12 protein-coding genes are annotated in these 12,748 nt (G+C 31.7%); 2 read left to right on the top strand and 10 right to left on the bottom strand.

Going from position 1 to position 12,748, the window contains the following annotated elements; genetic code table 11:
* Position 1 precedes the first annotated feature (1 nt).
* Positions 2 to 550 (top strand): 1-acyl-sn-glycerol-3-phosphate acyltransferase, encoded by a 549-nt coding sequence (locus ACNG5D_RS08315; protein ID WP_418183038.1) that lies wholly within the window; start codon positions 2 to 4, stop codon positions 548 to 550.
* Between the two features lie 170 nt (positions 551 to 720).
* Here the strand turns inward: ACNG5D_RS08315 and ACNG5D_RS08310 are convergent, their stop codons facing one another.
* Positions 721 to 3,315: a zinc-dependent metalloprotease gene (locus ACNG5D_RS08310; protein ID WP_418183037.1), complete on the bottom strand. Its 2,595-nt coding sequence runs from the start codon at positions 3,313 to 3,315 to the stop codon at positions 721 to 723.
* 158 nt (positions 3,316 to 3,473) lie between these two features.
* Between ACNG5D_RS08310 and ACNG5D_RS08305 the strand changes: the two genes are divergently transcribed.
* On the top strand, positions 3,474 to 4,211 hold the full coding sequence (locus tag ACNG5D_RS08305) for an NYN domain-containing protein (RefSeq protein ID WP_418183036.1): 738 nt from the start codon (positions 3,474 to 3,476) through the stop codon (positions 4,209 to 4,211).
* Here ACNG5D_RS08305 and ACNG5D_RS08300 read toward each other — a convergent pair.
* The 9 genes from ACNG5D_RS08300 to ACNG5D_RS08260 form a co-directional block, all read right to left on the bottom strand.
* A complete protein-coding gene (locus ACNG5D_RS08300) occupies positions 4,208 to 5,173 on the bottom strand; it encodes a Gfo/Idh/MocA family protein (RefSeq protein ID WP_418183035.1) in 966 nt (321 codons plus the stop codon). The genes ACNG5D_RS08305 and ACNG5D_RS08300 overlap by 4 nt on opposite strands.
* A gap of 66 nt (positions 5,174 to 5,239) precedes the next feature.
* Positions 5,240 to 5,959 carry a YebC/PmpR family DNA-binding transcriptional regulator gene (locus tag ACNG5D_RS08295; RefSeq protein ID WP_418183034.1) on the bottom strand — a complete coding sequence of 240 codons (720 nt, stop codon included), beginning with the start codon at positions 5,957 to 5,959 and terminating at the stop codon, positions 5,240 to 5,242.
* 100 nt (positions 5,960 to 6,059) lie between these two features.
* On the bottom strand, positions 6,060 to 6,350 hold the full coding sequence (locus ACNG5D_RS08290; protein WP_418183033.1) for a 4a-hydroxytetrahydrobiopterin dehydratase: 291 nt from the start codon (positions 6,348 to 6,350) through the stop codon (positions 6,060 to 6,062).
* 44 nt (positions 6,351 to 6,394) lie between these two features.
* Complete coding sequence (locus ACNG5D_RS08285) at positions 6,395 to 7,228, bottom strand: sugar nucleotide-binding protein (RefSeq protein WP_418183032.1); 834 nt, start codon at positions 7,226 to 7,228, stop codon at positions 6,395 to 6,397.
* A 34-nt stretch (positions 7,229 to 7,262) separates the two neighbouring features.
* Positions 7,263 to 8,177, bottom strand: a complete 915-nt coding sequence (locus tag ACNG5D_RS08280) for a glutaminase (protein ID WP_418183031.1) — start codon at positions 8,175 to 8,177, stop codon at positions 7,263 to 7,265.
* 2 nt (positions 8,178 to 8,179) lie between these two features.
* Positions 8,180 to 9,259, bottom strand: coding sequence for a glycine cleavage system aminomethyltransferase GcvT (gene gcvT, locus ACNG5D_RS08275; protein ID WP_418183030.1), 1,080 nt, complete (start codon positions 9,257 to 9,259; stop codon positions 8,180 to 8,182).
* Between the two features lie 128 nt (positions 9,260 to 9,387).
* Positions 9,388 to 10,515 carry a putative porin gene (locus ACNG5D_RS08270; protein WP_418183029.1) on the bottom strand — a complete coding sequence of 376 codons (1,128 nt, stop codon included), beginning with the start codon at positions 10,513 to 10,515 and terminating at the stop codon, positions 9,388 to 9,390.
* 8 nt (positions 10,516 to 10,523) lie between these two features.
* The gene (gene thrC / locus ACNG5D_RS08265) at positions 10,524 to 11,816 is read right to left on the bottom strand and encodes a threonine synthase (protein WP_418183028.1); all 1,293 of its coding nucleotides are present in this window, start codon (positions 11,814 to 11,816) and stop codon (positions 10,524 to 10,526) included.
* 3 nt (positions 11,817 to 11,819) lie between these two features.
* A complete protein-coding gene (locus ACNG5D_RS08260; protein WP_418183027.1) occupies positions 11,820 to 12,740 on the bottom strand; it encodes a homoserine kinase in 921 nt (306 codons plus the stop codon).
* Positions 12,741 to 12,748: the final 8 nt, after the last annotated feature.

The following is a 12,748-nucleotide window of genomic DNA, read 5'->3' as shown; positions in this document are numbered from 1 at the left end:
TATGCAATGGCTAGCCAAACTTATTTATTTTAAACTTTTAGGTTGGCAGCTTATTGGCAACACTACAATTTCTAAGCACAATGTAAAAAAAGCTGTAATTATTGCAGCACCACATACAAGTTGGCACGATTTCTATATTGGTATATTATTGCGTGCCGTTGTTGGAATTAAAACTAATTTTATTGGTAAAAAAGAATTGTTTGTGTTTCCTGCAGGATGGTTTTTTAAGGCGCTAGGAGGAGCTCCTATAAACAGGCATTCTAATGAAAATAAAGTAGAGGCTATTGCCCAACTTTTTGCCCAACACGATGAATTTAGAATGACGCTAGCTCCAGAAGGTACCAGAAAAAAAGTACAGGCATGGCGAACAGGTTTTTACTATATTGCTAAACAAGCAAATGTTCCAATAATCATGATTACATTTGATTTTGAAAACAAGCAAAATAAAATCTCTGAACCTTTTTATCCTACAGATAATGTTAAGGCTGATTTTGATTATATGTATAGTTTTTTCAATGGTGTTAAAGGTAAAATTGCCGAGTATTCTTAATACGTAATAGATTATCTAAAATTTGGCATAAATCTTGTTTTGAATATTATAGCGCATGAAACATAAAGTAAACAATTAATTGTCCCTAAAAAGAAACATGAGCTACCCCAAAACAAAAAGCTACTTTAATTTATAAAGTAGCTTTTTTTGTTAGTTATGTATAAAACGTATTATTTTATTTCTTTTATAGCATTATCTATAAGTGTTCTAATATGCTGTTTGTGTGCTCTCGAGGCAATATTGCCAGATGGAGCCGCCATACCTCTAATCGCTTTTAAGTTATAAAGCGCCATAGATTTAGAGTTGTGTGTATATCTACCACTTTGTTTTCCTGTTAACATGTTAATTAACATATTAGTATACTCTAATTGTAAATTTTGTCTAAATGTATTTACAGAACCATAAATATCAGACTTAAAAATAGCGTTGTTTAAATCTGTCATAAAACTAGATAAATTATATGTGTTTCCATAAAGTTCAGAGTCTGTAATACGCTGTAATGTGTTAGGGTGTAATATATGGTTTAATACATTTTTTTGGTATGTAAGCACTTGGTTATGAATTTTTGGGTCTTCAGGTCCACTAAAAAAGTTAAAACCTCTACGTTGCATAGCTAAATAATTATACAAATTATTTGGTGCATCAAAAGCATTAGGAGCAAAAACATAAGTTTTTAAAGCGTTCATAGCTCTTTTTTGGTCTTCAAAACTTACTGGTGTATATGGTTGTTTTCCTCCATCTTGACCAGCCATAGCTCTATTTACGTAAACACCTCCAATATATCTTGAAATAATATTTGCTGCGCCAGCCTTTTGTCCACTTAATACATAGTAAACACGTCTTAATTCATGGTAAGATTCGTCTGTTTTTACAAATTTATCTTTAGCTGTTTTCATTAAATCGTTAGCTAATTCAATCCTATCAATAGAAAATCTTATGGCATCATTAGATTGGTCGTTAGTCATTACTCGAGGGTCTATGGCCTTACCAGGAGAACGCATATCGTCTGCATCATTGCCAAAAATAAGTTCTGGTCTTGTAGATTGTTTAAGCAAATCATGACGTTCTTTACCTGTTTTAAAAGGTGTATACCCAAACTGTATAGCCCAAATATCGTATGGTCCAACAGCTACATCGTCATACTGTCCTTGTTTACTTCTATCTTTTGTAATATTTAAAGTGGCATAATCCATAACCGAAGCAGTTAAACATTTACCTTCTATAAATTTAGGGTCTGCTAATTGTTCTGGAGAGTATAACTGACTTGCTTTCATATTATGATTTAAGCCTAAAGTATGGCCAACTTCGTGCATTATCAAGGCAGTCATAGATTCTTTTTTAATACGTTTCATCTCGAAGTCTGACGCTCCAGAGGCCGTAGCAATAGTATTTGCAAACATAATATCTTGGTGCATACTATTAGCAAATGTGCATGAAGTGTGCAAATCTAATTCTACTTCATTTTCGTCAAATGGTTTTTCTAAGCTAGATAGAGAATATAGCTTGTCGTAAAACACACGGTTTGTAAAATGAGTGAATTCAAGCATAATATCGGCTCCTAAAATTTGTCCTGTTCTAGGGTTTACAAAACTAGGCCCGTAACCTCCAAAAGGAGCTCTAGGAGAAGATGTCCACCTAAGTACATTATAGCGTATATCTCCAGCATCCCAATCGGCATTATCGGGTTGAATTTTAACTTGTATAGCGTTTTTAAATCCTGCTTTTTCAAAAGCAACATTCCATTGTAAAACACCTTCTTTTATAGTTTCTCTCCATTCTAGAGGTGTAGAGTTTTCAATCCACCAAGTTATTGGTTCTACTGGTTCAGAAATAGCAGCTTCAGGATTTTTTTTCTTTAAATGCCACCTGTGTACTAAGTCTCTATATGGTGTAGATGATGTTGATGTTTGATCGTTAACCTCGGTAGTAAAATAACCAACCCTCGGATCGTCTAAACGTAATTGATAATCGTTATTTGGCATTTCTATTAAGCTATGAAAAACTTTAATACTTACATTTCTGCCATCAGAAACTGCATTGGATCCTCCATTTAAAACAGCAGGAGCAGAATACACATATTCAACTTGAATATTAGTGTTTTCGGGGTAATTTTTAATGGATCTAATTTTACTTTTATTTTTATCTAAACTACCAAGTTTAAAAGCTGTAGGAGAATTACCTGGCCTGTTTGATGGTTTAATTTGTTTAAATGTTTCTTTAAGAAATAAATCATTAGCTTTTATAAGATATAACCCCGCTTTTTTATCATGAGCTTCAATTTTTAAACTCTGTAAAACTCCATTGCTAATATTTGCATCTTTAGATTTAGAGATAGCATTATTTGGATCGAAATAAAACGATGTATTTTGAGTAACAAACTCTATTTTATTAAAAAACTTTTCAATTTTAATAACTTTCGAGCCTCTATACGAGCCTCTGTAACGGCCAGCTTCAAGTACACCATCTGCAATTTGGGCAAAATGAATATATTCTTTATTAAGTTGATCTTCGGTTATAACCATTTGCATAGCTCCAGAAATGGTATCTTGATAAATGGTAAAAAGACCTTCTATTTTTTTAGAAGATTTTGTTAAATCTTGAATAGTTTTTTCTTTAGACTTTTTTGGAGGTTTAGTAACAACCTCTTTATCATCTTTTTTCTTTTTTTTCTTTTTGTTTTGAGCTTCAAAATTTTGCGATATCAAGAAGAAAGCTACCGTAAACGAAAGTGATACTATCCTGAAAGCCAATTTGTTTAATTTCATGATTAAATTTTAGTATTTGTTAGTAAATAACCTAGTTAATTGAATTAGTAGCAGTAAAAATAGAGATAAACTGAGATTATTTTATCTTAACGAAAAGTTAAAATATTTTAACGCTTGCACTTTTTGGCCTCATTTATAATTTTTTATCTTTATTGACTATGATAAAAGATACTAAAATTGCCGTATTAATTGATGGAGACAATATACCATCAAAGTACATTAAAGAAATGATGGAAGAAATTACTAAGTACGGCACACCAACTATTAAACGTATTTATGGAGACTGGACTAAGCCACATTTGTCTAAATGGAAAAATGTATTATTAGAAAATGCCATTACTCCTATACAACAATATGGTTATACAACGGGTAAAAATGCAACAGATTCTGCAATGATTATTGATGCTATGGATATTTTATATTCTGAAAAGGTGAATGGTTTTTGCTTAGTATCGTCAGATAGTGATTTTACAAAATTAGCAACCCGTTTACGCGAAGCCGCTATGGTTGTTTACGGTATGGGCGAAAAGAAAACACCAAACCCATTTATAGTAGCTTGCGATAAGTTTATTTATTTAGAAATTCTTGCTAATGATGAAGAAGATGATAAAAGTATAAAAGGCATTAAAGCTAAAAAAGCTAATTTATATAATATTACACCAAAGGTTATAAAACTTTTGAAAAACTCGGTTGATGATGCTGCCGATGATGATGGATGGGCTTACCTGGGTGATGTGGGATCGTTAATTATAAAAAAGCAGCCTAATTTTGACTCTAGAAATTTTGGTTTTCAAAAGCTTACACCACTTTTTAAATCGTTGCCACAATTTATATTAGAACAACGCGACCAAACAAACGGTCGTTTTAAGTTAATTTATGTAAAAAATAAAGATTAAATATCTCCTAAAATTTTAGACATCACCCAACTTGTATGTAATGCCGTTTTCCCTGTTGATGGATGTACTTTGTTATTATCATTAAAATAATTGCGCATATTTTCAACGTGATATTGCTGTATATGCTTTGGGTTTTCTATAAAAAGCTGTTCGGTTTGGGTATCGCTTTTTAAAATTATTGGGTTTTCATGAAATACAGAAAACTCTATAGTACCTTTATTACCATAAATAATTACTTTATCTACATGGTCGCTACAACCAAAATTCCATGTTCCAGAACCTGTAATGTTACTTTCGTGTAACCACGAAGCTGTTACTGCATCTTTTGCTGTATAATGGCCTTGCTGGTTTAAACTTAAGCCTTTTGCAGTTGTTATATCGCCTAGTAAAAATGTAAATAAATCTAACCCATGGCTTGCCAAATCATCAAAATAACCTGCAGGAGCAATATTTGCATCGGTTCTCCAATTGTATTTTCTAGATATGTCTAATTCACTTGCAGGTTTACTTAAATGTGCGTTTATATGTCTAATTTGACCTATTAAATTATTGTCTAACCATGATTTAATTTTTAAAAAACGAGGTAACGAGCGCCTGTAATAAGCAACAAAAAGAGGAATGTTTTTTTCTTCGAATACTTTAAAGATCTCTAAACTTTCTGTGTAATTAGGAGATAAGGGCTTTTCTATACAACATGGTTTACCTGCTGCTGCTATTTTTAAAGCATACTTTTTGTGCGTATCTGGTGGTGTTGCAATATAAATGGCATCAATATTTGGGTCGTTTATTAAGGCATTAGCATCGGTATATGTTTTTTCTATTTTATGGCGTTTTGCATAGTCGTTAAGTTTTTCTACATCACGACGCATAACGGCTACTACATTAAACCCTTTGGTTTGTTGGTATGCTGGACCACTTTTAATTTCGGTAACACTACCACAACCTATAAAACCCCAATTCATAATTATATTTTTTGTATCAAAAAAAAAAGAGCGTTAATGCGCTCTTCTTCTTATTAGTTATTTGTTTTATTCTGCATTTTCTTCCATGGTATGATATACGTTTTGTACATCATCATCTTCTTCAAGTTTCTCTAATAGTTTTTCAACATCTGCAACTTGGTCTTGTGTAAGTGGCTTTGTTACTTGAGGTATACGCTCAAAACCAGACGATAAAATTTCAATTTCTCTAGCTTCTAATTCAGATTGTATGGCTCCAAAACTTTCAAAAGGAGCATAAATTAAAATGCCATCATCATCAGAAAAAACTTCTTCTGCGCCAAAATCAATAAACTCAAGTTCTAATTCTTCAGGGTCTAAACCTTCCGCATTAATTCTAAAATTACAAGTATGATCGAACATAAAAACTACAGATCCGGAAGTGCCTAAACTACCATCGCATTTATTAAAGTAACTGCGTACATTGGCTACAGTTCTTGTATTATTATCGGTAGCTGTTTCTACCAAAACGGCAATACCATGTGGTGCATAGCCTTCAAAAATAACTTCTTTATAATCGCCTTGACTTTTATCGCTTGCACGCTTTATAGCACGTTCTACATTGTCTTTAGGCATGTTTACAGATTTTGCGTTCTGTATAACAGCTCTTAAACGAGCATTACTATCTGGATCTGGCCCACCTTCTTTTACAGCCATTACAATATCTTTACCAATACGAGTAAAGGCTTTACTCATTGCAGACCAACGTTTCATTTTTCTTGCTTTTCTAAACTCAAAAGCTCTTCCCATAATAATATATTGTGATTGCTACTTAGGTAGGAATCGTATTTAAATTAAACTAAATATTAATTGTTTGCACAAATTTAAAAATCTACTAATCAAAAACAAACTATTCTTCTGGTTCTACAATGTTTTCGATAGCTTCTGCTAATTTAATGTCTTTAGTTGTTACGCCACCAGCATCATGTGTTGATAAAGAAATGGTTAGTACATTATACACATTTTTCCAGTCTGGATGATGGTTTAGTGCTTCACACTCAAAAGCAATTCTGCTCATAGCGCTAAAGCAATCTTTAAAATTTTCAAATTCAAATTCGGCATGTATAGCATTATCATAATATTCCCAATCTGGTAAGCGCAGTAGTTTTTTTTCTATATCGTCTTCGGAAAGTGTTTGCATATCTATTTTTTTAAATTCTAATTTAATGATTTACTATCTGATAATCAATTATATTTTAAATTGGTTAAAATGTCTTGACTAATTATTTGAAGGTGTTTTGGTAATTTATTAAATTTTGGTAGTACAGCTAAATATCTGTCATTATTAGTTGTGTATACGCGTTTATAATTGGGTGTTTTTTTTAATTCTAACGATGAAATTATTTCTTTTACAAAATCTTCATGGTGTACTAAATCTTGACTACCTAAATGAAAAATACCGTATTTATTTCGGTTAATTATATAATGTATTTGCTGTGTAACTTTAGCGTCTGTTGTTACGTTTATAATTAAATTAGGAAACACCTCTAAGGGTTCGGTTTCATTTATTAATCTTATAAATTCTAGTATTCTTGGCGACTGAGACCCAAAAACCATTGGTAGCCTTAAAATAGCAACTTGCTTTTTAGGTAAGCGCAAAAGCATGTTTTCTATTTTAATTTTAAAGTGGCCGTAAATGCTATTACTATATGTTTTATCTTGCTCGTAACTTGGGTATTTTATATAAGCATCGAAAACATTTGCAGATGAAATGAATATTATTTTAATTTTGTTTGAAAACACATATTCTGTTAGATGCTGATGCAATAAAACTTGTTTTGAAAAATCGCCTCGTAACGAAGATATTATTATGGTAGGTTTTACTATATCTAGTATTTCATAAATATCATCTTCTTCTATATTATACTGAAAAAACTGGTGGTTTTTTTCAAATTGCTTGTTTGATGTGTTATATGTGCCAAATGTTTTAAAATAGGAGCAGAGTTCTTTATAAATAGCGTTTCCTAAAAAGCCACTAGCACCTATTATTAAAATTCTATGTTTAGCTTCTTGTTTCATGATTAATCAAAACTTCAAATAAATAGAATATACTCTAAAAAATAGACTGTTTAGTTTTGGTTGTAAATTGTTCTAAAGCTAGCATGCCTAATTTAGAGTTACCTTTTTTATTTAAGCCTGGCGCCCATGTTGTAATCACAAAATGATCTGGTAATAAAGCAACAATACCACCACCAACACCACTTTTGCCAGGTAAACCAACTTCAAAAGCAAATTCTCCAGCTTCATCATAAAAGCCACAAGTAAGCATTAATGCATTAACACGCTTTACTTGGCTATCTGTTAAATGTAGTTTATTTTGTAAACATTTGCCGTTATTTGAAAATAAGAAAAATGCTTTTGTAATTTGCTCGCAACTCATTTCTATTGCGCATTGATGGAAATAAAAATCTAAAACCACTTCAACTGGGTTATTTAGATTTTTATAAGATTTTAAAAGGTTTGCTGCTGCAAAATTTTTAAACCCTGTTGCTTGTTCAGATTTTGCTACAGCGAAATTATAATTAATAGATGTATCGTTAGCTAAGTGTTTTACGTAGTTTAAAAAATCTTCTTTTGGGTTTTTTAAATATGATACTAAAATATCTGCAATAACAATGGCTCCAGTATTTATAAACGGGTTTCTGGGAATACCATTATTAATTTCGAGAAGAGCTAATTGATTAAATGGGTGCCCAGAGGGCTCTACATCAATACGTTGCCAAACATCATTTCCAATAAGTGATATAGCTTTAGATAATGCTAATACTTTTGAGATACTTTGTATTGAAAACTTTTGATTAAAATGGCCAACACCAAAATCTTTGCCATTGGCCGTTTTTAAATGAATTCCGAAATTATTAATGTCTATTTTTGCTAATTCGGGGATGTAGTTTGCAACCTTTCCTTTGTTGGTGGCTTTAATGACATCTTGATGAATATTTGCTAAAATAGTTTGATAATCTGGCATTTTTATTTATAAAAAGGTAGTTTAACTACGGTTGCTGGCACAGCATTTTTACGTATTTGTATATTAATTTTACTATTAATATTAGCAAAAATAGTTGGTACATATCCTAAACCAATGCCTTTGCTTAATGACGGACTCATAGTGCCAGAAGTAACAACTCCTATTTTTTTACCATTTCCATCAACAATATCGTAACCATGTCTGGGTATACCACGCTCGTTAAGCTCAAAAGCTATAAGCTTACGTTCTGGTCCATGTTCTTTTTCAGCTTTTAAAGCTTCAGAATTTGTAAACTCTTTTGTGAATTTTGTTATCCAACCCAAACCAGCTTCAATAGGCGATGTGGTATCATCAATATCATTTCCATAAAGGCAATATCCCATTTCTAAACGTAAAGTATCGCGTGCTGCAAGACCTATGGGCTTAATACCAAAATCTGCTCCAGCTTGTAAAACTTTATCCCAAATTTGTTTTACTTCGTTGTTTTTACAATAAATTTCGAAACCACCGCTTCCGGTATAACCAGTTGCCGAAATAATTACATTTTCTATACCAGCAAAATTACCAACTTCAAAATTATAAAACTTAATAGCCGATAAATCATGACTAGTTAAACTTTGCATAGCTTCAATAGCTTTGGGGCCTTGTATGGCTAGTAACGAATAATCTTCGCTTAAATCGCGCATGGTGGCTCCAAGGTTGTTTTTAGAGCTTATCCAGTTCCAATCTTTTTCAATATTACTAGCATTAACAACTAATAAGTAGGTGTTTTCTTTTATTTTGTATATTATTAAATCATCAACTATACCGCCTTCATCATTAGGTAAGCAGCTATATTGCGCTTTACCAATGGTAAGCTTCGAGGCATCATTGCTAGATACTTTTTGTATTAAATCTAGCGCATGTTCACCTTCAATTAAAAACTCTCCCATGTGCGATACATCAAAAACACCTACGGCATTGCGTACGGTTTCGTGTTCTATGTTTACACCTTCGTATTGTACGGGCATGTTATAACCTGCAAAAGGAACAATTTTTGCGCCAAGCGATTTGTGAGTTTCTGTTAATGCTGTGTTTTTCATTGAAAATATTTTTTATTCCTTATTAAATTAAGGATTATGTGTTACTTTTTTTGAAAAACAAATGTATACAAAATTTAAGTAAATAGCTTTGCTTCTGTATTGAGGAAAATATAAAATGATAAATTATTTTATATTTTAATATCAAGATCTAGACGTAATCTATCTCCGGTTTCATTAGAAACACCAAAAGGCAGGATTTGTTTTACTTTATAATATTTTAAAGTTAGTTTAATGTTTTTTTCTAATAGATAATTTGCTACTAATTCTATGCCTTTAAAATTTGTTAATCGTCCGTCTGGAGAGTTGTAATTAGAATAATCCCATCTTGCCCAATCGTTTTGTGCTAAAAAATCGACTGCCGCATAACGTTCCATATAGCTAAAGGTTGCTTTAAGTTTCCAGTCTTTTTTTTGTTTTAAATGACCTATGCTTAGGGCGGTAACTATTCCATTTTTTTCATTTTTAAATTTATCTTCTATAAAATTGTTGTTGGAGTAGTCTTTTAAATTGGCATAATAATCGGTTTCTAAAGTTAGATTAGTTTTTTTAGAAAGTTTAATTTGCGAACCTATATTTACAATAGCATAGTTAAATGTAAAAGTTTCGTTTCCATCTGGAATATTAGGTATGTTTTTAAAGTTGTAAAATGATGTAAAGAGTTTTATGCTTTTGTTATGGGTTAAAGTAGATATTTGTATGCCTTGAAAATAACTGTCTTTATTAAAACTGGTTCCATTTGTTTTTAATATGAAATGTCCTGCACTAATATTTAGTTTACTAAAAAAGCTGGATGTATTTTTAGATTTCTTTTTAATAAAAACACCTTCTGGGTAAACATTATCACTCCAAAATAGTTCGTTTAATTTTTCGAAGGGAAAGGTGTTTTTTCCTATCCAAAACTTATAGTTGTCTTGTTCTGCATTAAAATAAATTTTTTCAAACCCAATAGGCAAAATGTTAAACTCGTCTCCTAAGGTTAATTGCGGATCTTGTTGTTTTATGGGGTTTCCTGTTCTTATTCTAGCTCCAAATGAAGCCCATGAATTATAATTATAATTAAATCCTGCTCTTACTCTGTAGCGTAAGCGAGAACGATTGTCTCTAAAACTACCATCGGGTTTTTGTGAGTTCCAATCCTGTTCGGCTCTAAACCTAAAATCTGCATTAAATTTAAGTTTAGAAGCAGCATTGTTTTGCCCTTTTAATGTCAAGGAAAATACTAAGCAGAATATAAAAAGGAAAAATTTAAAATTCATTCGTTAATTTATTTTAACAAAAAAGCTTTTAAATCATTATAATCTGTAATTGTAACAGATACTTTTTCTTTCCCCATTACAGATTGTATTTGCTTTGGTAAAGGTTGTTCTTTTTTTATAACTTCTTCAACAACATCTAAAAACTTGGTTGGGTGTGCGGTTTCTAAAAACACAGTATGTGCCTTTGGGTTATTTTTTAGATAGGCTTTACAACCTAAATAACCAACTGCGCCATGCGGATCTGCTACATAATTATAATTATTATAAATTTCTAACATGGCTTCTTTAGTTTTACTATCGGTAAAACTATAAGAGGAAATATTTTCTTTTAAAGTATCAAATTTGTTTTTGTAAATTTCTTGTATCCTTATAAAATTACTTGGTGCACCAACATCCATTGCGTTACTTATAGTTTGTACAGATGGTTTTGGTTGATATAATTGCGATGCTAAGTAACGAGTTACAACGTTATTAGCATTATTTGAAGCTACAAAATGTTTAATAGGTAAGCCCAATTGCTGCGCCATTATTCCTGCGCAGATATTTCCAAAATTTCCGCTTGGCACAGAAAACACAATATTACTATATTTTTTATGCAATTGTTTGTATGCAAACATAAAGTAGAATAATTGTGGTAACCAACGCGCTACATTAATAGAATTTGCAGATGTTAGTTGCATTTTGCTAGTTAAACTCTCGTCTAAAAAAGCTGTTTTTACCATGGCTTGGCAATCATCAAATGTGCCATTAACCTCTAAAGCTTTTATGTTTTTACCTAAAGTGGTTAATTGTTTTTCTTGAATATCGCTAACTTTTTCGCTAGGATATAAAATAACAACATTTACACCTTTAACATCTAGAAATCCGTTAGCTACGGCACCTCCAGTATCGCCAGAAGTAGCAACAAGAACTGTAACTTCGTTTGCGTTGTTTTTATTAAAATAGCCTAGGCATCGTGCCATAAAGCGAGCACCTACATCTTTAAATGCCATGGTTGGTCCATGAAATAGCTCTAAAGTTGAAATGTTTTTATTTAACTCAACCACAGGAAAATCGAATGAAAGTGTTTCTTCAACTATTGTTTTTAAAACTTTTTCTGGAATATCTGGAGATACAAATTGTTTAATAGCTTGAAAAGCAATTTCGGTATACGATAAATTATCAAAATTATCCCAGAATGCCTTAGGTAAAGGCGTAATGCTTTCGGGAAAGTACAAGCCTTTATCTGGAGCAAGACCTTTTATAACGGCATTTTTAAATGTTGTATTTGGAGCTTTATGGTTTAGTGAATAATAATTCATTTTTTAAATAATTATAACACCTTGCGTGTTTATTTTTGTAACATGTATTTCGAATGCAATGTCTGTTTTTGAGTACACATTTTGCATAGCGTCCTTAACTTTATTTGCTGTCTCTAAGCCTTTACTTAATGCAAAAATAGAAGGCCCAGAGCCTGAAATTCCTGCTCCTAAGGCACCAGCATTAATTGCGGTTGTTTTAATTGTATTAAAGTGAGGAATTAACTGGCTTCTGTATGGTTCTACAATTACATCGTTTAGCGAATTACTAATTAAATTATAATTACTAGTATGTAATGCATGTACTAAACTTCCTAGATTTGCCCATTGTTCTATTGCTGCGTTTAATGCTACTTTTTTAGGTAGAATGGCTCTAGATTCTGATGTTTTAATTTCTATTTGCGGATGAATAATTGTGGCGTACAAATTATTGGGTGATGGTATTTCTAAAACTTGTAAAGGTGTTACGCTTTTTACTAAAGTAAAACCACCAAATAGGGCAGGAGCAAGGTTATCTGCATGTTCACATTTACTAGCTAAGGCTTCACCTTTTATAGCAAATTCTGTTAGCTGTGTTTTATTAAAAGGTTTTCCTAATAGCTCGTTCATGCCAAAAACACTTCCTACTGCACTGGCTGCGCTACTACCAATACCACTTCCTGGTTTTATGTTTTTGTAAATTTCAATTTCAAATCCGAAATCGACATTAATAGCTTCGTACATAGCTAATGCCGAAACACCAGCAACATTTAATTCGGTTTCGTATGGTAAATCAAAGTTTTTAATTTTAGTAATATGAATGCCTTTTTTATTGGTTTTTCTAATAACCATTTCATCACCTATACTATCTAAGCAAAAGCCTAAAACATCGAAACCACAAGATACATTAGCTACAGTTGCTGGTGAAAATATTTTTATTTCGTTCATTAAAATTA

Origin of the sequence: Algibacter ulvanivorans (assembly GCF_048381495.1) — a bacterium.
GTDB classification, from domain to species: Bacteria; Bacteroidota; Bacteroidia; order Flavobacteriales; family Flavobacteriaceae; genus Algibacter_B; species Algibacter_B ulvanivorans.
Note: the sequence above shows the minus strand (reverse complement) of the source record. Positions and strands in the feature narration are given on the sequence as shown.